The following is a 22,934-nucleotide window of genomic DNA, read 5'->3' as shown; positions in this document are numbered from 1 at the left end:
GCGGTGGGCGACGGGTGGGTGGTCACAGCCCGACCTTTCGGTATCGGCGCATCAGCAGCGCGTACGAGCCGGCGATCAGAGCGAGGACGACCGCCAGGTAGACGATTCCGGCGAAGGTGCCCGGCGGGCCGTAGCCCTCGACGAAGCCCGACTCCGCGCCCAGGAACTTCGTCTGCACACCGTCGATGAGGGTGATCGGCGAGAACAGGCCGAGCCAGCCCACCATGTCGTAGTTGCCCTGCTCGTAGGCGATGGCCTGGATGGTGGACACCGCACCGTAGGAGATGGTCAGGACACCGATCACGGCGGCGACACCGAAACCGCGGCGCGGGGTGAGCGCGGCGATGACGAGGCCGATGCCGGCGAAGAGGAGGGAGAGCAGAGCCACGGAGACCAGTCCTTGCGCGAACCCCTTGGTCTGGTCGGCGAAGTCGAGTTCGGCGAGCAGCGACCCGACGTACAGGACCAGGAGCGGTGCCGCGGTCAGCACGAACAGGGCCGATGCCATGGCCCCGAACTTGGCGACCACGTAGTCGACGCGCTCGATGGGGCGGGAGAAGTAGAGCGGCACGGTCCGGAAGCGCAGGTCGCGCGAGACGGACTGGGGTGCCTGGGAGGCGATGTAGAGGCCGATGACCGCCTGGAGGTAGATCGCGTACCGGGTGTAGTCGAGCGGCAGGTCCTTGGCCTTGGTGAAGACCGCGACGGCGACGATGATCGCCGCGGGCAGGCACATCACGGCGAAGATCAGCATCGGCAGGACCTTGGACTTCGCCGAGCGGCCGAGGCCGTACGCGCCGCGCAGGCTCTGTGCGAACAGCGAGCGGCGCGCGTAGGCACGGCCGAGGCGCTGCCCGTCGTAGGAGCGGTACCCGATGTTGTGGATGCGCGTGGGGTCCCCGGCCTGGGCCGGAACGGCGGCCGGGGTGGTGGTCTCATGCGCCACGGCGGCCTCCTCCAATCTCGTCCTCCGAGCGGAAGACTTCGGCGATGTGGTGGCGGCGCTGCTCCAGGCGGACCAGTCCGAGTCCGAGATCCGCGACGGTGTCCCGGACCGTGTCGTACGTGCTCTCGTCGGTCACGTCGAGCATCAGGACGTGCCCCGCGCCGGGCGCGCGCCCGCCGGAGTGCGCCTCGAGGCCCGCGGCGGCGAGGGCCTTGCGCAGGGCCTGGGTCCCGTCCGTGTGCTGGTCGGTGTCGGTGACCTCGACCGCGATGGTCGCGGTGGCCTGCGTGAAGTCCTTGGTGGAGCTGGAGCGGAGCAGCGCGCCGCCGTCGATGACGACGACGTGGTCGCAGGTGCGCTCCAGTTCGCCGAGCAGGTGGGAGGTGACCAGGACCGAGATGCCGAAGTCGGTGTGGACGCGGCGGATCAGTCCCAGCATCTCGTCGCGCCCGACGGGGTCCAGACCGTTGGTCGGCTCGTCGAGGAGGACGAGTTGCGGGTCGTGGACAAGGGCCTGGGCGAGTTTGACGCGCTGCTTCATACCGGTCGAGTAGCCGCCCATGGGGCGGTACCGCTCCTCGTAGAGCCCGACGTGGCGCAGGGTGTCGGCGGTGCGCTCCCGGGCTGCGGTCGGGGGGAGTCCCGACATGCGCGCCATGTGGACGACGAACTCGGTGGCCGAGACGTCGGGCGGGAGGCAGTCGTGCTCCGGCATGTAGCCCACGCGCTCACGGATGGCGCCGCCCTGGGTGGCGACGTCGAGGCCGAGCACGGCGGCACGTCCCTCGCTGGCGGGAGACAGGCCGAGCAGGATTTTGATCAAGGTCGACTTGCCGGCCCCGTTGGCACCCACCAGGCCGGTGACGCCCGGCGTGATGTCCACGGTGAGCCGGTCGAGGGCGGTCACCCGTGGGAACCGCTTGCTGAGGCTTTCGGTCGCGATCACAGTCACGTCCTTGACGGTAGTGGCGGACGCCACAGGTCTCGTCAGCCTGGGAGGCTGGATCGGCATCCGCCTGGAGGGGGACGTGCCCGTAGGGGTTCGTCAACCTTCGTCGTTACCGCCGGTATCCACAGGCGGTGTACGACCCTTGACGCAGCCGCGCGGGATTGTCACATTCATCACTGTCAGATTCGGCGAACGGGCGCTCAGGGACGGACGGTTGACCGATGGCCTCAGCAGTCGCGCGTGCACGGGAAGCGGAGCTCCGCGGGTTCAGAGACGTTCAGCGGCTTGCGTACGACTGCGCGGAAGCCGTTGCGGCCCAGCTCAGGCCGGGTGTCACCGAGCGGGAGGCCGCGCGGATGCAGCGGGAGTGGCTGCGCGGGCGCGGGGTGCGGGACTGGTTCCACCTGCCCTTCGCCTGGTTCGGCGACCGCACCGCCTTCGCCGGTTTCCGGACCCCGCTGCAGTTCTTCCCCACCCACCGGAGGCTGGAGCCGGGGATGCCGTTCATCCTCGACCTCGCGCCGATCCACGCCGGATACACCGCGGACATCGGCTACTCCGGCTGCCTGGGGCTCGATCCGCTCCACGACCGGCTGCTCACCGATCTGCTGGAGCACCGTGAGCTGATCCTGCGCGAGGTGCGCGAGCGGCGCTCCCTGCGCGAGATCTACGCGGACGTGGACCGGCTGATGGTGAAGCAGGGGTGCGCCAACCGGCGTCGCGCCTATCCGTTCGGCGTGATCGCGCACAAGGTCGACCGGGTCAAGGAGCGCCGGTGGTCGCCGCATGTCCTGGGGTTCGGCACACAGAGCCTGAAGGGGCTCGTCTCGGACGCGCTCCACGGGCACCGCGAGGGGTGGTCGCCGTTGTGGAGCCCGTACCGCTTCTCCGACCATCCGCCGCGGCCGGGCGTCTGGGCGGTGGAGCCGCACCTGGGATTCCGGGGTACGGGCGTGAAGTTCGAGGAGCTGCTCGTGGTCACCGACTCGCGGGACCCGGAGGAGAGCGCGTTCTGGCTGGATGACGATCTGCCGCATGTGCGGCGCCGACTGGAGGGAGCGGCATGACCGGGGTTGCGACGGGACCGCACGGGGCGCGGGAGCGCCGGGTCCGTTCGGGCGGGGTCGATCTGTGCGTGGCCGAGCTGGGCGACGCGGGGGCACCGACCGTGGTGCTGGTGCACGGCTATCCGGACAGCAAGGAGGTCTGGAGCGAGGTCGCCCACCGCCTCGCGGACCGCTTCCACGTGGTGCTCTACGACGTGCGCGGGCACGGCCGGTCGACGGCCCCCGAGCCTCTGCGCGGCGGCTTCACGCTGGAGAGGCTGACGGACGACTTCCTGGCCGTGGCCGACGCGGTGAGCCCGGACCGGCCGGTGCACCTGGTGGGTCACGACTGGGGTTCGGTGCAGGGCTGGGAGTTCGTCACGGTCCCGCGCACCGAGGGCCGCATCGCCTCCTTCACGTCGATGTCCGGGCCGTCCCTCGACCACATGGCGCACTGGCTGGGCAAGCGGATGACCCGGCCCACCCCGCGCGCGGTCGCCCAACTGCTCGGTCAGACGGCCAAGTCGTGGTACGTGTACCTGCTGCACACGCCCGTCCTGCCCGAGCTGGCCTGGCGGGGACCGCTCGGCAAGCAGTGGCCGAAGCTGCTGGAGCGGCTGGAGAAGGTGCGGGTCGACGGCTATCCGACGTCCTCCCTGCCGAGCGACGCGGCGCACGGCGCCTGGCTCTACCGGGACAACGTCCGCTCCCGGATGCGCCGTCCGCGTACCGACGCCTACGCGCACGTGCCCGTCCAGCTCATCACCCCGACCGGGGACGTCTTCCTGTCCGAGCAGCTCTACGACGACCTGGAGCGCTGGGCGCCGACGCTCGTGCGGCGCACACTGCCCGCGGGGCACTGGATACCGCGCACGCGACCGGACCGGCTCGCCGCCTGGATCGGGGAGTTCGTCACCGCTCAGGAGGAGGGCGATCCTGCCCGCGAGGACCCGGCCAAGGGGGCGTACGCGGACCGCTTCGCCGGGCAGCTCGTGCTCGTCACGGGCGCGGCCAGCGGGATCGGACGCGCCACGGCGTTCGCCTTCGCCGAGTCGGGCGCCCGGGTCGTGGCCGTCGACCGGGACGGGGAGGGGGCGGCCCGGACGGCCGAGATGGCGCGGCTCATCGGGTCGCCGGAGGCGTGGGCGGAGACGGTCGACGTCTCCGACGAGCAGGCCATGGAGAAGCTCGCGGTGAAGGTCGCCGCGGAATACGGCGTGGTGGACGTGCTGGTCAACAACGCGGGCATCGGGATGGCCGGGTCCTTCTTCGACACCACGACCGACGACTGGCGCGCCGTGCTCGACGTCAACCTGTGGGGCGTGATCCACGGCTGCCGCCTCTTCGGCCGGCAGATGTCCGAGCGAGGGCAGGGCGGCCATATCGTCAACACCGCGTCCGCGGCCGCGTACCAGCCGTCGCGGATGCTGCCCGCGTACAGCACCTCCAAGGCCGCGGTCCTGATGCTGAGCGAGTGCCTGCGCGCCGAGCTGGCCGGGCAGGGCATCGGGGTGTCCGCGATATGCCCCGGCATCGTCAACACCTCGATCACCTCCACCGCCCGATTCGCCGGGGCGTCGGAGGAGGAGCAGAAGCGCCGCCAGGACCGGACGTCGCGGCTGTACGGGATGCGCAACTACCCGCCGGAGAAGGTGGCGGACGCGGTGCTGCGCGCGGTCGCCACGAACCAGGCCGTCGTCCCCGTGACGCCGGAGGCGCGCGGCGCCCGCTTCCTCTCGCGCTTCATGCCGCGGGCCCTGCGCGCCCTGGCGCGCGTGGAACCGCGGATACGGTGAGGCGGCCCGTGACGCGACGCCCCTCGCCTGCCCGGCAGCGGGCCGCCCGTCCGCCCCGCACTCCGGGAGCGGACGTGCTGCCGCCGTCCGGGCCCGCGTACCGGATCGAGGACCTGGCGCACCACAGCGGTACGTCGGTCCGGACGATCCGCGCCTACCAGGACCGCGGGCTGCTCCCGAAAGCCGAGCGGCGCGGCCGGGCCAACGTGTACGGCGAAGAGCATCTCGCCCGCCTCCGGCAGGTGGCGGCGCTGCTCGACCGCGGCTACACGCTCGCCAGCATCAAGGAGCTGCTGGAGGCGTGGGACACCGGACGCGGACTGGCCGGGGTGCTCGGTCTGGTGGCGGAGGTGGACGGGCCGTGGACGGACGAGGAACCGGCCCTGATCACCCGCGACGAGTTGTATGCGCGGTTCGGCGGCACGCAGGACGACGCGGCGGTGGCGGAGGCGGTCGATCTGGGCGTGCTGGAGCGCGTTCCGGGGCGCGACGACGCCTTCCGCGTGCCCAGCCCTCAGGAGCTGGCGGTCGCGGCCGAACTGCACGCGGCGGGCGTACCGCTGCAGGCGCTCTACGGGCACCTGAGGGAACTGCGCGGACAGATGGAGCACATCGCCGCCCGGTTCCTGGAGTTCACTACCGAGCACGTCTTCGTCCGCTACCTCGGCCATCCCCCGTCGGACACGGCGGCGACGGAGGCTGCCGAGCTGGTGCGCCGGCTGCGGCCGCTCGCCCGGCAGACGGTCGAGGCGGAACTGGCACGCGCGATGCAGGAGTTGGCCACGGTGCAGCTCCGGCGGCACCTGGGTGACCTGTCGGCGGTCGCTGCGGACAGCGCCGCAAGCGGCACTGCGGGAAGCGGCACTGCGGGAGGCGACACTGCGGGAAGCGGCACTGCGGGAGGCGACACTGCGGGAAGCGGCACTGCGGGGTCGGCCCCGGATCCCGTGCCCCACCCCGTACCGCAACCCGTGCCCCACCCCGTACCGCAACCGGTGCCGCACCCCGTGGCGCTTCCCGCCGCCACGGTCCGCGCCGTCCAGGAGCTGGTCGGCGCACGGCAGGTTCCGGCGTTCATCGCCGCGGCCACCGAGCGCGAGCTGGCGGCCCGCACCATGGACGGCCTCGCGGAGCGGAGCGGGACGGGGGAAGGGGACGCGGCGCACTGACCGCATCGGGTGCCCTGAAGCCCGGTCGGCAGGGAGAGTTGTCCACAGGGTTCTGCCCGCCCGGCGCGGACGGCGTCATTGGCGTGACGTCCTGTCACGCTGTCCACGGCCGATATCCACAGGACTGTGGCCGCCGAGCCGGGCAAGCTGGGGCCCATGAACGACAGACGGACCGTCACGGTCTCCAAATTCCTCTCCCGGCATCTCAGGCACCAGCCGGAGCGGATCGGGCTCACCCTGGACTCCGGCGGCTGGGTGGACATAGCAACCCTGCTGGCCGCCGCGGAGGCGTACCGGTTCCCGATCACCCGCGCCGAGCTCGATCACGTCGTCGCCGCCAACGACAAGCAGCGGTTCGCCGTCGACGGCGACCGGGTCCGCGCCAACCAGGGCCACACCGTGGAGGTGGATCTCGGCCACCCGGTCACCGACCCGCCCGCGGAGCTCTTCCACGGGACGGTCGAGCGCAGTCTCGACGCCATCCGGGCCGAAGGGCTGCTCCCGATGAGCCGGCACCATGTGCATCTGTCGCCCGACCGGGAGACGGCGACCCGGGTCGGGTCGCGTCGCGGCAAGCCCGTGGTCCTGGGGGTGGACGCGGCGGCGATGCACCGCGCAGGGCACGCGTTCCGGGTGAGCGCCAACGGGGTCTGGCTGGTGGACGCCGTACCGCCGCCGTTCCTCCGCTTCCCGCGCTGACGGACGTACCCGACGCCCACCCCGGTGCCCCCGGCAGCCACCCCGGCAGACCCCTTACGGGGTGGGCGGCGCCTCCCCGCCCAGGCCCGGCGCACCCCATACCGGGAACCAGCGCGCCAGATCCTCCTCGATCCGCAGATCGTCCCCGAGCAGCGCCCTGGCCTGCAGCTCCAGCGCGTTGTCGCGCTTCTCGGCGGTGCCGGGAAGAGGCGCGAGGGGGTAGAAGGTGCCGCGCTTGTAGAGGTAGACGAGGGCCAGCGGGCGGTTCCCGGCCGCCTCGCGGAAGCCGATGAGCGAGCAGAGCAGCTGTGGGCCGAAGCCTGCTTCCTCGAGGAGTGTGTTCACGGCGTGGAGGTCGTTGACCAGGGAGGCGGTGTCATCGGCGGGTTGCCGTACGAGCAGCCAGGTGTAGCCGTACGCGTCCTGGCTCAGCTCGACCGGTACGCCGCCACGCCCCGTATCGGCGTCGAGCAGATCCCGCACCTCACGCTGGATCCCCGCGAAGGCGCCGCCCTCGACGCTGGCGAAGCACACCGACCCCAGACCGGTCGGGGTGAACCCGGCCCCCGCCTGGAGCGTGATCGCCGCTGCGGGCACAGCGAAGAGCTGGTCGAGGTCCGGCCGTACCGGCTTGCTGCGGCCGAGGATCGTGTCGAGCAGGCCCATGGACATCAGCCCCTTGTCTCGTCAGTGTTCCTCACAACGGTGCTCCGGACGGCGTCGCTCGGTCGGCTCCGCGCCCGTGACGGACGCGGCGCAGGTGCGGCCGGGGGGACCGGCCGGACGGAATCACGGGCGGCCCAGCTCGGCGGAGATACGGCCCAGTTGGTCCAGCCGCTGCTCCAGCGTCGGGTGCGAGGACAGCAGCCGGCCGAGGCTCTCCTTGGAGGAGAAGGCCGGTGCGAACCAGAAGGCGTTGTACGGCTCTGCCTTCCGCAGGTCCTCGGTCGGGATCCGGGCCATCTGCCCGGTCACCTTGGTGAGCGCGGAGGCGAGCGCGGACGGGCGGCCGGTCAGCAGCGCGGCGGCACGGTCCGCGGACAGCTCGCGGTAGCGGGAGAGCAGCCGGGTCAGCAGAAAACTGATCACGTAGACGATCGCGCTGACGACGGGTATCAGCAGCATCGCGATCGCGGTGTTGCTGTCCCGGTTGCTGCTCGCGCGGCTGAGGCCGCCCCAGAGCGCGACCCGGGTCATCACGCCCGCCAGCACGCCGAGGAACGACGCGATCGTCATCACCGCGACATCGCGGTGCGCGACGTGCGACAGCTCGTGCGCGAGGACGCCCTCCAGCTCCTCCGGTTCCAGCCGCCTGAGCAGGCCGGTGGTGGCGCAGACCAGGGCGGTGCGCTCGCTCCGGCCGGTCGCGAACGCATTGGGCACATCGCTGTTCGCGATCGCCACCCGCGGCTTGGACATGTCCGCGAGGGCGCAGACGCGGTCGACCGCCCCGTGCAGTTCGGGCGCCTGCTCGGGTGTCACCTCACGGGCGCCCATGCTGTAGGCGGCGATCCGGTCGCTGAACCAGAACTGCACGACGAACAGGCCGCCCGCGACCAGCAGGATGATCGGCCATGCTCCCCTGAGGAAGGCGAGCAGCACGCCCACGAAGACGACGTAGAGCAGCCCGATGAGGAACATGGTCGTCACCATGCGCGTGGTCAGTCCGCGGTCCGGGATGTAGCGGGAACGCGTCCGGGTCCCTGGCATCTGTCACCCTCCCCTCGGGCGTACCTGCACCTCTGTCTAGATTGTGCTCCTTTCCTGCGTTTACACGGGATAAGTACGGACGGGCCTTGCCCGGACCGGTGCCTCTGCCCGGCTCCGGGGTCCGGGGTCCGGGGTCCGGACCGGCTCAAGTGAGGGGGTGGTCAGGTGGCCAGCTGGGCCAGGCCCTCCGTCGCGATGCGCTCGAAGACCGTCTCGTCCACCGCGAAGATCGAGTCCCGCACCGGCCAGTGCAGCACGATCTCCGTGAAGCCCAGCTCGGCGTAGGTGCCCGCGAAGTCCACGAACGCGTCCACCGACTCCAGCAGCCGGTCCGGTACGAACCCTGTGAGAAAGATCTTCTTCACCTCGCCCGGGTCACGGCCGACCTCCTCACAGGCCGCGGACAACCGCTTCAGCTGGCGCTCGATCGACTCCCGCGACTGCTCCGGGCTGTCCCGCCGCTTCGGATCACCGGTGGTGACCCAGGCCTGACCGTGACGGGCCGCGAGCCCCATTCCGCGTGGACCGGTCGCGGCGATCGCGAGAGGCAGGCGGGGCCTCTGGACGCAGCCAGGGATGTTGCGCACCTCGTGCGCGGAGTAGAACGCGCCGTCGTGGCTGACGACGTCCTCGCTGAGGAGGCGGTCGAGCAGCGGTACGAACTCGCCGAACCGGTCGGCGCGCTCGCGCGGCGTCCACGCCTCCTGCCCCAGCGCCGTCGCGTCGAAGCCGTTGCCCCCGGCCCCGATGCCCAGCGTGACGCGGCCCCCGCTGACGTCGTCGAGCGTGATCAGCTCTTTGGCGAGCGTGACGGGGTGGCGGAAGTTCGGGGAGGTGACGAGGGTGCCGAGCCGGATGCGCTCGGTGGCGCACGCGGCGGCCATCAGCGTCGGCAGCGCACCGAACCACGGCCCGTCGCGGAAGGGGACGCGCCACGACAGGTGGTCGTAGGTGAAGGCGGTCCGGAAGCCCAGCTCCTCGGCTCTCCGCCATACCTGCCGCCCGCCGTCGTGCCAGCGGTGGATGGGCAGGATCACGGTGCTCAGGCGCAGGGAAGACTCCATGACGCAGAGCCTAAGCGGCACCTCCGACACATCCGGATCCGGTCCCACGCGTCAGGAACCGGTTCGGCACATCGGAGCCCGGTCGGGCACCTCGCGATCCGATCCGGCGCATCGGAGCCCGGTCCGGCACCTCGCGATCCGATCCGGCACGTCGGAGCCCGGTCCGGCACCTCGCGGCCCGGTCCGGCACATCGGGATCCCGACCGATACGTCAGGATGCGGGCGCCTGCCCGGTCCGCTCACCCACGGTCATCCCCTGGCCCCGGCGCGTGAGCTCTTCTGCGCACCCCATCGCACGCCTGTGCACGAACATGCGGGAAGATGGGCGCGTGACCTCAAGCCTCGAGCGGCCAGAGCCGCAGACGCCGGACTCCGACCGCTCTGCGCCGGCCCCCCGGCGCGTACGGCTGATCGCGACCGACCTCGACGGAACGCTTCTGCGGGACGACAAATCCGTCTCGGACCGTACGGTCGCCGCCCTCGCCGCCGCCGAGCGCGCGGGGATCGAGGTCTTCTTCGTGACCGGCCGCCCGGCGCGCTGGATGGGCGTGGTCAGCGATCATGTGCACGGGCACGGCTTGGCGATCTGCGCCAACGGCGCCGCGGTGGTCGATCTGCACCGCGACGGTCTCGTGCTCGAGGTGCGGCACCTGGAGCGGGCCGCCGCGCTCACCGTCGTCCGCGCGCTGCGCTCGGCCGCGCCCGGTGTCTCGTTCGCCGTCGAGACCGTGACCGGCATCCACTACGAGCCGGAGTACCCGCCGTTCCACCTCGACCCCGGCGCGGACGTCGCCGCCGCCGAGAAGCTGCTCTCACCGGAACGCGAGGCCACCGACCAGCCGGTGATCAAGCTGCTCGCGCACCATCCCGGCCTGGGCCCCGACGAGTTCCTCACCCTGGCCCGGTCCGTCGCGGGCGGGCACGCCTCCTTCACCCGCTCCAGCCCGACCGCCCTCCTGGAGATCAGCGGCCGGGGCGTGAGCAAGGCGTCCACCCTGGAACGCTGTTGTGCCCAGCGCGGCATCACGCGCGAGGAGGTCGTGGCCTTCGGGGACATGCCCAACGACGTGGAGATGCTGGCCTGGGCCGGTACGTCGTACGCCATGGCCAACGCGCATCCGGATGTGCTGGCCGCCACCTCGGCCCGTACCGTCGCCAACAACGAGGACGGCGTCGCGGTCGTCATCGAGCAGATCCTGGCGGCCCAGGCCGACCGCTGACGCGACGCTTCACGCACGCCCGCTCCAGGCACGCGGTCCCCGCGTCCCCGCGTCCCATGCACGCGACGCTTCAGGCGACCACCGAGGCGACAACTCGCTCCCTCCCCCGTCCCGCGCTAGCGGTCCGGCGGTTCGAGCGGGGCCTCCCACACCACCGACGTCCCGCCACCTCCCTCGCCGATGCCCGGCCCGTGCGAGCTGGACCCTCCCAGCGCCTCCGCCCGCTTCTCCAGGTTCCGCAGTCCGCTGCGCCGTCCGCCCCGCGCGATGCCGACCCCGTCGTCCGCCACCGTGAGCCGTACGCCGTCCCGTCCGTCCGGCAGCTTCGCCATCGCGTCGACGACGACCTCGATGCGCGTCGCGGACGCGTGCCGGAAGGCGTTCGACAGCGCCTCGCGCAGCGCGGCCACGAGGTTCTTGCCGGTCACCTCCCCGACCCGCGCGTCGACCGGCCCGATCCAGCGCACCGAGGGCCGGAAACCGAGCGGCACCGCGGCCATGCCGATCTCCCGGTGGATACGGGTCCGCAGGCCCGACGGGGCGTCGGCGGGGCCCTGCTGGAGGGCGAAGATGGCGGTACGGATCTCCTGCACGGTCAGGTCCAGTTCGTCCACCCCGCGGTCGATCCCGTCCCGCAGTGCCGGCACCTCGCGCCGGCTCCGGGCGGCCTCGAGCATCATCCCCGTGGCGAACAGCCGCTGGATCACCAGGTCGTGCAGGTCGCGGGCGATACGGTCCCGCTCCTCGTAGACGGCGAGGCGCTCGCGGTCGCGCTGCGCCTCGGCGAGGACCAGCGCCAGCGCCGCCTGGGCCGCGAAGCGGGTCGCGAGCGTGCGGTCGGTGTCCGTGAACGGGCGGCCACCGCGCAGCCGCGGCAGGGCCAGGGTGCCCAGCACCCGGTCACCGCTCCCCAGCGGCAGCATCATGCTCGGCCCGTAGAGGTGGGAGATCGGCGTGGTCATGCGGGGGTCACCGGCGGAGTCGTCGACGAACACCGGCTCCCCGGCCAGGAGTTGTTCGTAGACCGGGCTGGTCGGGGCGATCACCATGCCGAGCCCTTCGAACGGCTCGGGCAGCTCCGAGGCCACCCGTACGATCTCCAGGCCCCCGTGCTCGTACGGCAGCAGCACGACCCCCGCTGCCGCGTCGGCGAGCCGGCGGCCCTGCTCGGCGACGACAGTGAGCGCGTCGTCGGCGCCGTGGCCGGAGAGGAGAGCGGTGGTCAGTGCCGCCGATCCGTCGATCCAGCGTTCGCGCCGCCGGGCGGCCTCCTGGAGCCGGGCGTTCGCGATGCGGATCCCGGCCTGTGTGGCGAGCACCTCCAGCAGATGCAGGTCGTGGGGCCCGAACTCCGGCCGCCCCTGGGCAGGATCACCGGGCCCTCCGGTCAGCGAGAGCGTGCCGAGCGTCTCGCCGCCGACCCGTACGGGGACGTCGAGGGCATCGAGGCCGGGGCTTGCTCCGGGCGGGGTGCCGTGGGTGACGACGTCGGCCGGCCCTCCGCCCTGGTCGTCGAGCACGCGGATCGTCACGCGGCGGGCGCCGGTGAGGTCGGCCGCGGAGGCCGCGACCGCGGCGAGAGCGGTCTGCAGATCGGGGTCCGCGCCGGTGGAGACCATGGCCTCCAGGAGCCGGGGGAGGCGCGCGATCACGGCGTCCGGCAGATCCCGTAGTTCCTCGATGTTCCAGGCCGCCGCGTCCGCCTCCGGGGGCTCCGCGGGTGCGGAGCCCTGCGGGAGCCCGGAGCGTGCGGAGCCCCGGGGGTCCGTGACGGCGCCCATGATCCCGAGCCTAATCAGTCCCTCATGCGGGAGAAACCGGAGCAGCCGGAGCGAGGGGATCGAGCCGCGCGCCCGGAGCGGGGGACGCCGGGGACGGCACCAGGGCGTCCGCCGCCCGCTCCCGCTCCAGCAACCGCCGGAACGGTCCGTCCGCGACGGCCAGCTCCTCGTACGTCCCCCGCTGCACCGTCCGGCCGGCGTCGAGGACCAGGACCTCGTCCACCGCCGTGAGGCCGGTGAGCCGGTGGGTGATCAGCAGCGTCGTCCGGCCCTCGGTGGCGGCGAGGAGATCGGCGGTGAGCGCGTCGGCGGTGGCCAGGTCCAGGTGTTCGGCGGGCTCGTCGAGGACGAGGACGGGGAAGGCTGCGAGCAGGGCGCGGGCGAGCGCGAGCCGCTGCCGCTGGCCGCCGGACATCCGGGCGCCGTGCTCGCCGACGAGGGTGTCGAGGCCGTCAGGCAGGGAGTCGACCCAGTCGAGCAGCCGCGCGCGGGCCAGGACGTCGCGCAGCTCGGGCTCCGTCGCCGAGGGCCGGGCCAGACGAAGGTTCTCGCGGAGCGAGCTGTCGAAGAGGTGGGCGTCCTGGGCGCAGAGCCCGACCAAGCGCCGTACGGCGTCGCCGTCGAGCGCCGCGGCATCCGTCCCGGCCAGGGTGTACGTGCCGGTCTCGGCGTCCAGGAACCGCAGCAGCACGTGCGCCAGCGTCGTCTTGCCGGAACCCGACGGGCCGACGACGGCGACCCGGCGCCCGGGCACGAGGTCGAGGTCGATGCCGCTGAGGGCGGGGGCCGGCTGCCCGGGGTGGCGGGCGGTCAGGTTCCGCACGGTCAGCGGGAAGGGCGCGGCCGGGGGCTCGGCGGGGCGCGCGGGCTCCCGTACGGGTTCGGGCGCGTCCAGGACGTCCCGTACGCGCTCGGCGGCGCGGCGGCTGCGGTGCCGGTACTGGACCGCGAGAGGGAGGCCCGCCACCGCCTCGAACGCGGCGAGCGGCGTCAGCACGACGACGGCCAGCGCCACCCCGGCCAGGCGGCCGTCGTGCACGGCCTGCACCCCGGCCCACGCGGCGCCCGCGACCGTCAGGCCGCAGATCAGTGCGGAGAGTCCGGCGCCCGCCCCGGCGGCGGCCGCGGACCGCGCGGCCGACCGGGTCAGCTCGCGGTCGGCGGCCCGCGCCCCGTCCTTGCGGGCGGGAAGGGCGCCGGCGACGGTCAGTTCGGCGGCCCCCGTCAGCAGGTCGACGACGCGGGTCGCGAGGACGCCGCGAGCGGGGGCGACACGGCGCTCGGCGCGGCGCGCGACGGCGCCGGAGAGCAGCGGTACGCCGGCGCCCGCGGCGAGCAGGCCCGCGGCGAGGACGGCACCGGCCTCCGGGAGCAGCCAGGCCGTGAACCCGACCGATGCGGCGCCGACGACGGCGGCCGCCCCGGCGGGGAGCAGCCAGCGCAGGACGTGGTCCTGCAGCGCGTCGACGTCGGCGACGAGCCGGGAGAGGAGGTCGCCGCGCCGGGTCGTACGGAGTCCGGCCGGGGCGAGGCGTTCCAGGCGGGCGTAGACCGCCACGCGCAGGTCCGCGAGCATGCGGAAGACGGCGTCGTGCGCGACGAGACGTTCGGCGTAGCGGAAGACGGACCGGCCGATGCCGAAGGCGCGGGTGGCCGTCACCGCGACCATCAGGTAGAGCACGGGCGGCTGTTCGGACGCGCGCGAGATCAGCCAGCCGGAGGTCGCCATGAGGCCGACGGCGCTGCCGAGTGCGAGCGCGCCGAGCAGCAGGGCGAGCGTGAACCGGCCGCGGCGGGCCCGCGCCAGCGACCGTACCCAGGCCAGAGCGTCGCCGCCGCGTGCGGGCTCAGCCGGACCGTTCGCCGGTGCCGCAGACGGGTCGACGGCCCCCTCGACAGCTCCGACGGCTTCCAGGACTTCCAGGGCTTCCACGGGTCCGACAGCCGCAGCAGCTCCCGCCGCCACGGGCGCCGCCGGGACTTCCGCCCCGCTCGCCCCCCGCAGCGTGACGACCCGGTCCGCCAGGGGCAGCAGCGCCGGCCGATGGGCGACCAGCAGGACCGTACGGCCCTGGGCGAGGCGGCCGATCGCGCCGAGGACCGAAGCCTCCGTCGCGCCGTCGAGGTTCGCCGTGGGTTCGTCGAGCAGCACCACGGGCCGGTCGGCGAGGAACGCCCGTGCCAGAGCGATTCGTTGGCGCTGTCCGGCCGAGAGCCCTGCCCCGCCCTCGCCGAGGGCGGTGTGCATCCCGTCGGGCAGAGCGGAGGTGAAGTCCAGAGCGTCCGCCGCCCGCAGGGCGTCGCCGACAGTTGCGTCGTCCGCGTCCGGCCGCGCCATCCGGACGTTCTCCGCGATCGTCCCCGCGAAGAGATGGGGCCGCTGCGGGATCCAGGCGACCTGGCGCCACCAGCTCTCCCGCGCGACGGACGCCAGGTCGGTTCCGCCGATCAGCACACGTCCTGACGCGGGTTCGGAGAATCCCAGCAGCGCGCCGATCAGCGTCGACTTACCCGCCCCGCTCGGGCCCACCAGCGCGACCGTTTCGCCTGGCGACACGGTGAACGACGTGGCGGGGAGCGAGGGTTCGGTGCGTCCGGGATGGCGTACGACCAGTTGCTCGACGCGGATCGCGGCGGTGTGCGCGTCCGGTGCCGCCGCGGACGGCTCCTGCCGCGCGGGCGTCTCCAGGACCGTGAACACCTCGTCCGCCGCCGCGAGCCCCTCCGCCGCCGCGTGGTACTGCGCGCCCACCTGACGCAGCGGCAGATACGCCTCGGGCGCGAGGACGAGGACGACCAGGCCGGTGTAGAGGTCCAGGTCGCCGTGGACCAGACGCATCCCGATCCCGACCGCCACCAGCGCCACCGACAGCGTCGACAGCAGCTCCAGCGCGAAGGAGGAGAGGAAGGAGATCCGCAAGGTACGGAGGGTGGCCCGGCGGTAGTCGCCGGTGATCGCCCGGATCGACGCGGCCTGGGCCCGGGCCCGCCCGAACACCTTGAGGGTCGGCAGCCCGGCGACCACGTCGAGGAAGTGGCCGGACAACCGCGAGAGCAGCCGCCATTGACGGTCCATCCGGGCCTGGGTGGCCCAGCCGATCAGCACCATGAAGAGGGGGATCAGCGGGAGGGTGACGACGATGACCGCCGCCGACACCCAGTCCTCCGTCACGATCCGCGCGAGCACCGCGACCGGGACCACCACCGCGAGCCCCAGCTGCGGCAGATAGCGCGCGAAGTAGCCGTCCAGGGCGTCGATACCGCGCGTGGCGAGGGCGGTCAGTTCGCCGGTGCGCCGGGTGCCCAGCCATCCTGGGCCGAGCCGTACGGCGTGGTCCAGCAGCCGCAGTCGCAGCTCGGACTTCACGGATGCGGCGGCCCGGTGAGCCGCCAGTTCCGTCAGCCACGCGACCAGTCCGCGGCCGCAGGACACCGCGGCGAGCAGCAGCAGCGGAGTACGCAGTTCACCGGCCGCCATATCGCGCTGGAACGCCCCGACGACCACCTCGGCGATGAGCATCGCCTGCGCCACCACCAGCCCCGCCCCGGCGAGCCCGAGCGCCACCGCCGCGGCCAGGAAGACGCGGGTGGTGCGGGCGTACCGGAGGAGGCGGGGGTCGACAGGTTTCACGTGAAACATCCCAGGTGCATGGCGGCGTCTCCGCGACGGACGGCGGCTCGTTGGATGACCGCGCTCAGTGGCGCACGGCGGCTCGTTGGCGGACGGCGGCTCGTTGGTGGACGGCGGCTCAGTGGGCGGATTCGGCGATGTGCTGCGTCCCGATGCGCTTGCGGAAGACCCAGTAGGTCCAGCCCTGGTAGAGCAGCACCAGCGGGAAGGCGATGGCACCGCACCAAGTCATGATCGTCAACGTGTACGGGGTGGACGAGGCGTTCTCGACCGTCAGGCTCCACCGCGGGTCGAGCGACGACGGCATCACATCGGGGAAGAGCGTCAGGAAGAGCATGCTGACGGCGGCCACGATGGTCAGCCCGGAGAAGGCGAACGACCAGCCCTCCCGGCCCGCCAGGTTGAACCCGATCGCCCCGATCAGGGCCGCCACGGCGATGACCATCGCGACGAGGCTGCTGCCGTCACCGCGGTCGAGCTGGGTCCAGATCAGGAAGCCGAGCGCGAGCACCGCCGCCACCAGCCCGAGCCCGGTGGCCGTCCTCCGAGCCCGCATCCGGATGTCGCCGACCGTCTTGAGCGCGGTGAACACGGCGCCGTGGAAGGTGAACAGCGTCAGCGTCACCAGACCGCCGAGCACGGCGTACGGGTTGATGAGGTCGCCCAGGGTGCCCACGTACTCCTTGGTCGCGTCGATCTTCACGCCGTGCACGATGTTGCCGAACGCGATCCCCCACAGGAGCGCGGGCAGCAGCGAGGTCCAGAAGATCGCGTGCTCCCAATTGGTCTGCCAGCGCTCGTCGCTGCGCTTCGCCCGGTACTCGAAGGCCACGCCGCGCACGATGAGGCAGACCAGGATGAGCAGCAGCGGGAGGTAGAAGCCGGAGAAGAGCGTGGCGTACCACTCGGGGAAGGCGGCGAAGGTGGCCGCGCCGGCGCTGATCAGCCAGACCTCGTTGCCGTCCCAGACCGGCCCGATGGTGTTGATGAGGACCCGTCGCTCCGTGCGGTCACGGGCCAGCAGTTTGGTGAGGACGCCGACTCCGAAGTCGAATCCCTCCAGGAAGAAGTAGCCGACCCACAGGACGGCGATGGCGACGAACCAGACGTCGTGGAGTTCCATGCCTCGCGCTCCTTGCTGCTTCCGGCCTCAGTACGAGAAGGCCATCGGGCGGTCGGCGTCCGAGTCGCCGCCGATCTTCGTGGGCGGGTTGAGGTCGGCGTCGGTGAGCTCCGGCGGTCCTGCCTTGACGTACTTCAGGAGCAGCCGGACCTCGACGACGGCGAGGATCGCGTAGAGGAGGGTGAAGACGGTCATGGACGTGATGACCTCGCCCTGGGAGACGCCGGGGGAGACGGCGTCGCCGGTGCGCAGCACGCCGTAGACCACCCAGGGCTGGCGGCCCATCTCGGTGAAGATCCAGCCCCAGGAGGAGGCGATCAGCGGGAACACGACGGTGAGCAGGGCGATCCGCCAGTACCAGGTGGTGAGCTTCGTTCCGAGCGTCCGGCTCCGGGTGAGCGCCAGCTTCGGCACCTCGTCCTCGCCCGTCCGCAGCTCGGGCGCCAGCCAGCGCTTCCTGCGGGTCAGCCAGAGCCCGGCGGCACCGATGGCGAACGACGTCATGCCGAACCCGATCATCCAGCGGAAACTCCAGTACGCGACCGGGATGTTGGGCCGGTAGTCGCCGGGGCCGTACCTCTCCTGCTCGGAGCGGTTGACGTCGTTGATGCCGGGGACCTCGGAGTGGAAGTCGTCGTAGGCGAGGAAGGAGAGCAGGGCCGGGATCTCCAGGGCCACGTCGTTGTGGCCCTCGTCGACGTCGCCGTAGGCGAAGACGGAGAACGGGGCCGGCGCCTCGCTGTCCCACAGGGCCTCGGCGGCCGCCATCTTCATGGGCTGCTGCTCGAACATGACCTTGCCCAGCCGGTCGCCGCTGACCGCGGTCAGCAGACCGGAGACGACCAGGGTCACCAGGCCCAGCCGCAGCGAGGTGCGCATCACCGGGATGTGCTTGCCGCGCATCAGGTGGTACGCGGCGATGCCGACCATGAACGCGCCTCCGGCGAGGAAGGCCGCGGTGAGGGTGTGGAAGACGACGACGAGGGTGGTGTTCTGGCTGAGCACGGCCCAGAAATCGGTGAGTTCGGCGCGGCCGGTCTCCTGGTTGAGGCGCCAGCCGACGGGATGCTGCATCCAGGAGTTGGCGGCGAGGATGAAGTAGGCGGAGAGGCTGGAGCCGACGGCCACGGTCCAGATGCAGGCGCAGTGGATCTTCTTCGGCAGCCGGTCCCAGCCGAAGATCCACAGGCCGATGAAGGTGGACTCGAAGAAGAAGGCGATCAGCGCTTCGAAGGCGAGGGGGGCGCCGAAGACGTCACCCACGAAGCGCGAGTAGTCGGACCAGTTCATCCCGAACTGGAACTCCTGCACGATGCCGGTGACGACACCCATGGCGATGTTGATCAGGAAGAGCTTGCCCCAGAACTTGGTCGCCCGGAGGTACTTCTCCTTGCCCGTCCGCACCCATGCCGTCTCCAGCCCGGCGGTCAGCGCCGCGAGCGAGATCGTCAGGGGAACGAAGAGGAAGTGGTAGACGGTGGTGATCCCGAACTGCCAGCGGGCCAGCGTCTCCGGCGCCAACGCCAGGTCCATGACGCCCTCTCCTTACGTGGTTGCGGTCACGCTTGCACGGTGCCCTTCGAAACGCAGCTTGTGAAAGCGTTCACATTCACAAGCCATTATGGCGCACACCTGACCGAGGCCCACGAGGGGGGTCCCCTACCAGCGGAAACAGAGGTTCCCCGCGACGCCGTCGCGGGGAACCCCAGGTCGGAACAGGTCGGGCGGACCGCCAGGTCTAACGTCCCGAGCGAAACTCTTCGGCCACCCGCAGCAGCAGGTCGTTGGCCTCGGTCTCACCGATGGTGGCCCGGACACCCTCCCCCGGGAACGGCCGCACGATCACGCCCGCCTTCTCGCACGCCTCGGCGAAGTCCACCGTCCGCTCCCCGAGCCGCAGCCAGACGAAGTTGGCCTGCGAGTCCGGGATCGTCCAGCCCTGTCCGGCGAGACCTTCGAGCACCCGCTTGCGCTCGCAGACCAGCGAGCCGACCCGCCCCAGCAACTCGTCCTCGCTGCGCAGCGAGGCGACCGCCGCGTCCTGCGCGAGCTGGCTCACCCCGAAGGGCACCGCGGTCTTGCGCAGCGCCGCCGCCACCGGGGTGTGCGCCACGGCGAAACCGACGCGCAGTCCGGCCAGTCCGTACGCCTTGGAGAAGGTGCGCAGCACGCACACGTTCGGCCGGTTCCGGTAGAGGTCGAGCCCGTCGGGCACCTCGGGGTCGCGGACGAACTCCTTGTACGCCTCGTCCAGCACCACCAGCACGTCGGACGGCACCCGGTCGAGGAAGCGCTCCAGCTCCGCACGGTGCACGGCGGTGCCGGTGGGGTTGTTGGGATTGCAGACGAAGATCAGCCGGGTCCTGTCGGTGATCGCGTCCGCCATCGCGTCCAGGTCGTGCACGTCGCCGTCCGTCAGCGGCACCTGTACGGGCCGCGCGCCCGCGATCCGCGTGATGATCGGGTACGCCTCGAAGGACCGCCAGGCATACATCACCTCGTCGCCCTCACCGGCGGTCGACTGGACGAGCGACTGGGCGATGCCGACCGAGCCCGTGCCCGTCGCGACATGGTCCAGCGGCACGCCGAAGCGCTCGGACAGCTCCGCCATCAGCTCCGTGCAAGCTATGTCCGGGTAGCGGTTGAAGCTGCCCGCGGCGGCCAGCGTCTGCTCCATGACCCCCGGCAGCGGCGGATAGGGGTTCTCGTTGGAGGACAGCTTGTACGTCACGCGCCCGCCGTCGGCAGTGGCGGGGCGGCCCGGCTTGTACGTCGGGATGCCGTCCAGCGCATCACGCAGCTTCGGGGTCTTCTCAGTCACCGCGGGGTCCTCCTCGACCGTCCGGCACAGCAGCAATACTGCACACCTTATGAGGATTAGGTCCACCGGCGTACAGGACCAAGGGGGCGCCCCGTGCCATGGCGTGCGCCCCTGGCGCGCGCCATGGCGCGCGTCACCCGTGCAGGTGACTTGAGACCTCTTCGAGACATTGCCCGATGTGCAGGCGAATGCCCCGCAGGGCCCGCCATATCCCCCGACTCGGCCCCAACTCTCTTGCATTTCAAGGTAGTTGGGGGAGAATAGCCATGCAGAAACGTGCCTGTGATCAGCGACTCGGGGGGTCCCGCGAATGGCTCAGCCGAGCCCTACTATCGGCTCGCCATGACAGCAGCAGGGAAGCACCAGGTGAGCCGGTCGTCCGGCCGTCGAGTGGGGCGTGCAGGGATCAGGGACGTGGCCGCAGCAGCCGGCGTCTCGATCACCACGGTCTCCGACGCCCTCAACGGCAAGGGCCGGCTCCCGGACGCCACACGTCGCCACGTTCGCGAGGTCGCCGATCGGCTGGGCTATCGCCCGTCGGCCGCGGCCCGCACCCTCAGGACCGGCCGCTCCGGTCTCATCGGTCTCACCGTCACCACGTACGGGGATGAACCTTTCACCTTCACCGAGTTCGCGTACTTCGCCGAGATGGCGCGCGCCGCGACATCAGCCGCACTCGCCCGCGGCTACGCGCTCGTCATCCTGCCCGCGACCTCCCGCCATGACGTCTGGTCGAACGTCGCACTCGACGGCACCGTCGTGATCGACCCGTCGGACCACGACCCCGTGGTGTCCGAACTCGTGCGCCAGGGACTCCCCGTCGTCTCCGACGGCCGCCCCGCCGGCTCACTGCCCGTCACCGCCTGGGTCGACAACGACCACGAGGCCGCCGTCGTCGGCCTGCTCGACCACCTCGCGGAGGCCGGCGCCCGCCGCATCGGCCTGCTCACCGGGACGAGCACCGACACCTACACGCGGCTGTCCACGTCCGCGTACCTCTCCTGGTGCGAGCGCGTGGGCCAGGACCCGGTGTACGAGGCGTACCCGGCCCACGACCCGCGCGCCGGCGCCGTCGCCGCCGACCGGTTACTCGCGCGACCGGACCGACCCGACGCCGTGTACGGCCTCTTCGACCCCAACGGCACGGATCTGCTGGCCGCCGCGCGCCACTACGGCCTGCGTGTCCCCGACGATCTGCTGCTGGTCTGCTGCAGTGAGTCCACCGTCTACGCGACGACCGAACCGCCCGTCACCACCCTCTCCCTCAAGCCCCGCCGTATCGGCACCGCCGTCGTCCAGTTGCTGATCGACGCCATCGAGGGCCTGGACGCGGGCCGCCCGATCGAACAGGTCATACCGACCGAACTGATCGTGCGCACCTCCTCGCAACGCCGTCCGCCGCGCACGACGGTGAGCCCCCCACGATCGGCCCCCCGGAGCTGATTCGGCCGAGGTGCCCTCTCTGGCGTAGTCTCCCCGGGTCGCTACCAGGCAATTTCGGGAGAAAAGGCCGGCGTCCGCGGGAGCCGTCGTGATTGACAGCCCCCTGGTGCGTCACAAGCCGCGAGCGGCATTCCTATGATGGGCGCACGACACTGCGGACCGCCCGCCGACCAGGGGTTCTCCCGCTCGCTTTCGCCGGGGCTCCCCTGGCACGGGGCAGGGGAAGGGTCCGTCCGGTGCACGGCGGCGCGAAGGTGGAGGGGTCGATGACTCAGGGGGCCGGTCAGGGACCCGCAGCAGGTGCCACGGCGGAGATGCCGCACACGCCCGCGCAGGGCACGCATCCCGAGGCTCCAGGGACGGCTTCCGCGTATCCGAACTCCGGGCCCCCCGCCCCGTATGCGGCGGCCGCCTCAACGGACCTCCCGGCGGAGTACACGCCGACCGAGCGCGACCTTCCGGTCATCCGCCGCGGCGTGAACGACGGGGCGACGCTCGCCTTCAGCACGGACACCGAGCCGGAGGCGGGCGGCGCCGCGGCGGACGACGAGGGGCCGGGGCCGCTCTACGTGGTGGGCGACGTCCACGGCTACCTCGACGAACTCCGTACGGCGCTGCACGAGCAGGGCCTCATCGACGACGAGGACCGCTGGGCCGCCGGCACCGCACGGCTCTGGTTCCTCGGCGACTTCACCGACCGCGGTCCGGACGGCATCGGCGTCATCGACCTCGTCATGCGGCTCTCGGCCGAGGCCGCGGCCGCGGGCGGCTACTGCAAGGCCCTGATGGGCAATCACGAGCTGCTGCTCATCGGGGCCAAGCGCTTCGCCGACACCCCCGTCAACTCCGGTGCGGGGACGGCCTCGTTCCAGGCCGCCTGGCTCCTCAACGGCGGCCAGCGCAGCGACATGGAGCGCCTGGAGGACCACCACCTGCAGTGGATGTCCCGGCTCGACGCCATCGCCGAGGAGGACGGGCATCTGCTCGTCCACTCCGACACCACCGCCTACCTGGAGTTCGGCGACTCGATCGAGGCCGTCAACGACCGGGTCACCGAGATCATCCAGCGCAACGACGCGGACGAGTGCTGGGATCTCTTCCGCAAGTTCACCAAGCGCTTCGCCTTCCGCGACGACGCAGGGCCGCAGGCCGTCCACGAGTTGCTGTCGCGCTACGGCGGCCGGCGCATCGTCCACGGCCACAGCCCGATCCCGTATCTGCTCGGCGATGTGGGCTCGGAGGACGCGGAGGACGGCGGGGGTCCCGATATCCAGGGGCCGCACGTCTACGCCGACGGGCTCGCCATCGCGATGGACGGCGGCGTGACGATGGCCGGAAAACTGTTGGTCGTTCAGCTCCCGCTGGCCGATTGAGGATTACGGACGCGGACATACGGGCACAGGTTGCCTCCGCGAAGCGGGCATTTTCCGGAAACCCCCTGTCACCCTGCGCCGTAACCGCTCTACCATCGGCATATCCGTAGCAGGCTCTCCTCCGTTTCCGCCCGACTGCACGGTGAGAGCCGGCACGCCAGGC

Annotated in this window: 17 protein-coding genes; 7 read left to right on the top strand and 10 right to left on the bottom strand. The window is 71.9% G+C overall.

Features of this window, described 5'->3' with window-relative positions:
• Window positions 1-22 precede the first annotated feature (22 nt).
• Entirely contained in the window at window positions 23-946 is a 924-nt protein-coding gene (locus ABZ822_RS07655; protein WP_360848367.1) for an ABC transporter permease, read from the bottom strand.
• The gene (locus tag ABZ822_RS07650; RefSeq protein ID WP_360848364.1) at window positions 936-1,958 is read right to left on the bottom strand and encodes an ABC transporter ATP-binding protein; all 1,023 of its coding nucleotides are present in this window, start codon (window positions 1,956-1,958) and stop codon (window positions 936-938) included. Before ABZ822_RS07650 ends, ABZ822_RS07655 begins: the two co-directional genes overlap by 11 nt.
• Before the next feature lie 158 nt (window positions 1,959-2,116).
• Between ABZ822_RS07650 and ABZ822_RS07645 the strand changes: the two genes are divergently transcribed.
• From ABZ822_RS07645 to ABZ822_RS07630, 4 genes are all read left to right on the top strand, one after another.
• The gene (locus ABZ822_RS07645) at window positions 2,117-2,962 is read left to right on the top strand and encodes a M24 family metallopeptidase (protein ID WP_360848361.1); all 846 of its coding nucleotides are present in this window, start codon (window positions 2,117-2,119) and stop codon (window positions 2,960-2,962) included.
• Complete coding sequence (locus ABZ822_RS07640; RefSeq protein WP_360848358.1) at window positions 2,959-4,737, top strand: SDR family oxidoreductase; 1,779 nt, start codon at window positions 2,959-2,961, stop codon at window positions 4,735-4,737. Before ABZ822_RS07645 ends, ABZ822_RS07640 begins: the two co-directional genes overlap by 4 nt.
• A 74-nt stretch (window positions 4,738-4,811) precedes the next feature.
• On the top strand, window positions 4,812-5,906 hold the full coding sequence (locus ABZ822_RS07635) for a MerR family transcriptional regulator (RefSeq protein WP_360848355.1): 1,095 nt from the start codon (window positions 4,812-4,814) through the stop codon (window positions 5,904-5,906).
• 156 nt (window positions 5,907-6,062) lie between these two features.
• Complete coding sequence (locus ABZ822_RS07630) at window positions 6,063-6,605, top strand: RNA 2'-phosphotransferase (protein ID WP_360848352.1); 543 nt, start codon at window positions 6,063-6,065, stop codon at window positions 6,603-6,605.
• A 54-nt stretch (window positions 6,606-6,659) separates the two neighbouring features.
• On the opposite strand, the gene ABZ822_RS07625 is transcribed toward ABZ822_RS07630, so the two are convergent.
• From ABZ822_RS07625 to ABZ822_RS07615, 3 genes are all read right to left on the bottom strand, one after another.
• A complete protein-coding gene (locus tag ABZ822_RS07625; RefSeq protein ID WP_360848863.1) occupies window positions 6,660-7,271 on the bottom strand; it encodes a hypothetical protein in 612 nt (203 codons plus the stop codon).
• Between the two features lie 123 nt (window positions 7,272-7,394).
• A complete protein-coding gene (gene htpX / locus ABZ822_RS07620) occupies window positions 7,395-8,315 on the bottom strand; it encodes a zinc metalloprotease HtpX (protein ID WP_360848349.1) in 921 nt (306 codons plus the stop codon).
• A 161-nt stretch (window positions 8,316-8,476) separates the two neighbouring features.
• Window positions 8,477-9,379 (bottom strand): LLM class flavin-dependent oxidoreductase, encoded by a 903-nt coding sequence (locus ABZ822_RS07615; RefSeq protein WP_360848346.1) that lies wholly within the window; start codon window positions 9,377-9,379, stop codon window positions 8,477-8,479.
• Window positions 9,380-9,690: 311 nt separating this feature from the next.
• On the opposite strand from ABZ822_RS07615, the gene ABZ822_RS07610 reads away from it, so the two are divergent.
• Window positions 9,691-10,599 carry a Cof-type HAD-IIB family hydrolase gene (locus tag ABZ822_RS07610; RefSeq protein WP_360848343.1) on the top strand — a complete coding sequence of 303 codons (909 nt, stop codon included), beginning with the start codon at window positions 9,691-9,693 and terminating at the stop codon, window positions 10,597-10,599.
• Window positions 10,600-10,715: 116 nt separating this feature from the next.
• On the opposite strand, the gene ABZ822_RS07605 is transcribed toward ABZ822_RS07610, so the two are convergent.
• The 5 genes from ABZ822_RS07605 to hisC all read right to left on the bottom strand — a co-directional run bounded on the left by ABZ822_RS07605 (window position 10,716) and on the right by hisC (window position 19,955).
• On the bottom strand, window positions 10,716-12,380 hold the full coding sequence (locus tag ABZ822_RS07605) for a GAF domain-containing protein (RefSeq protein WP_360848340.1): 1,665 nt from the start codon (window positions 12,378-12,380) through the stop codon (window positions 10,716-10,718).
• A 22-nt stretch (window positions 12,381-12,402) separates the two neighbouring features.
• A complete protein-coding gene (gene cydD, locus ABZ822_RS07600; protein ID WP_360848337.1) occupies window positions 12,403-16,011 on the bottom strand; it encodes a thiol reductant ABC exporter subunit CydD in 3,609 nt (1,202 codons plus the stop codon).
• A gap of 118 nt (window positions 16,012-16,129) precedes the next feature.
• Window positions 16,130-17,134 carry a cytochrome d ubiquinol oxidase subunit II gene (gene cydB / locus ABZ822_RS07595; protein WP_360848334.1) on the bottom strand — a complete coding sequence of 335 codons (1,005 nt, stop codon included), beginning with the start codon at window positions 17,132-17,134 and terminating at the stop codon, window positions 16,130-16,132.
• A 27-nt stretch (window positions 17,135-17,161) separates the two neighbouring features.
• Complete coding sequence (locus ABZ822_RS07590; RefSeq protein ID WP_360848331.1) at window positions 17,162-18,667, bottom strand: cytochrome ubiquinol oxidase subunit I; 1,506 nt, start codon at window positions 18,665-18,667, stop codon at window positions 17,162-17,164.
• Window positions 18,668-18,872: 205 nt separating this feature from the next.
• Window positions 18,873-19,955, bottom strand: a complete 1,083-nt coding sequence (gene hisC, locus ABZ822_RS07585) for a histidinol-phosphate transaminase (RefSeq protein WP_360848328.1) — start codon at window positions 19,953-19,955, stop codon at window positions 18,873-18,875.
• A gap of 342 nt (window positions 19,956-20,297) precedes the next feature.
• Between hisC and ABZ822_RS07580 the strand changes: the two genes are divergently transcribed.
• On the top strand, window positions 20,298-21,398 hold the full coding sequence (locus tag ABZ822_RS07580; protein ID WP_360848325.1) for a LacI family DNA-binding transcriptional regulator: 1,101 nt from the start codon (window positions 20,298-20,300) through the stop codon (window positions 21,396-21,398).
• 314 nt (window positions 21,399-21,712) lie between these two features.
• Window positions 21,713-22,771 carry a metallophosphoesterase gene (locus ABZ822_RS07575; RefSeq protein WP_360848321.1) on the top strand — a complete coding sequence of 353 codons (1,059 nt, stop codon included), beginning with the start codon at window positions 21,713-21,715 and terminating at the stop codon, window positions 22,769-22,771.
• Window positions 22,772-22,934 lie beyond the last annotated feature (163 nt).

Source organism: Streptomyces sp. NPDC047108 (genome assembly GCF_040643575.1).
Lineage (GTDB): Bacteria > Actinomycetota > Actinomycetes > Streptomycetales > Streptomycetaceae > Streptomyces.
This window is presented reverse-complemented; position numbering and strand designations above follow the sequence as displayed.

Excerpts from the sequence above, each read along its gene's own strand:
- ABZ822_RS07650 (WP_360848364.1), bottom strand. The coding sequence starts at position 1,958 with ATGCCGATCCAGCCTCCCAGGCTGACGAGACCTGTGGCGTCCGCCACT.
- ABZ822_RS07645 (WP_360848361.1), top strand. The coding sequence starts at position 2,117 with ATGGCCTCAGCAGTCGCGCGTGCACGGGAAGCGGAGCTCCGCGGGTTC.
- ABZ822_RS07640 (WP_360848358.1), top strand. The coding sequence starts at position 2,959 with ATGACCGGGGTTGCGACGGGACCGCACGGGGCGCGGGAGCGCCGGGTC.
- ABZ822_RS07630 (WP_360848352.1), top strand. The coding sequence starts at position 6,063 with ATGAACGACAGACGGACCGTCACGGTCTCCAAATTCCTCTCCCGGCAT.
- ABZ822_RS07625 (WP_360848863.1), bottom strand. The coding sequence starts at position 7,271 with ATGGGCCTGCTCGACACGATCCTCGGCCGCAGCAAGCCGGTACGGCCG.
- htpX (WP_360848349.1), bottom strand. The coding sequence starts at position 8,315 with ATGCCAGGGACCCGGACGCGTTCCCGCTACATCCCGGACCGCGGACTG.
- ABZ822_RS07615 (WP_360848346.1), bottom strand. The coding sequence starts at position 9,379 with ATGGAGTCTTCCCTGCGCCTGAGCACCGTGATCCTGCCCATCCACCGC.
- ABZ822_RS07610 (WP_360848343.1), top strand. The coding sequence starts at position 9,691 with ATGCGGGAAGATGGGCGCGTGACCTCAAGCCTCGAGCGGCCAGAGCCG.
- ABZ822_RS07605 (WP_360848340.1), bottom strand. The coding sequence starts at position 12,380 with ATGGGCGCCGTCACGGACCCCCGGGGCTCCGCACGCTCCGGGCTCCCG.
- cydB (WP_360848334.1), bottom strand. The coding sequence starts at position 17,134 with ATGGAACTCCACGACGTCTGGTTCGTCGCCATCGCCGTCCTGTGGGTC.
- ABZ822_RS07590 (WP_360848331.1), bottom strand. The coding sequence starts at position 18,667 with ATGGACCTGGCGTTGGCGCCGGAGACGCTGGCCCGCTGGCAGTTCGGG.
- ABZ822_RS07580 (WP_360848325.1), top strand. The coding sequence starts at position 20,298 with ATGACAGCAGCAGGGAAGCACCAGGTGAGCCGGTCGTCCGGCCGTCGA.
- ABZ822_RS07575 (WP_360848321.1), top strand. The coding sequence starts at position 21,713 with ATGCCGCACACGCCCGCGCAGGGCACGCATCCCGAGGCTCCAGGGACG.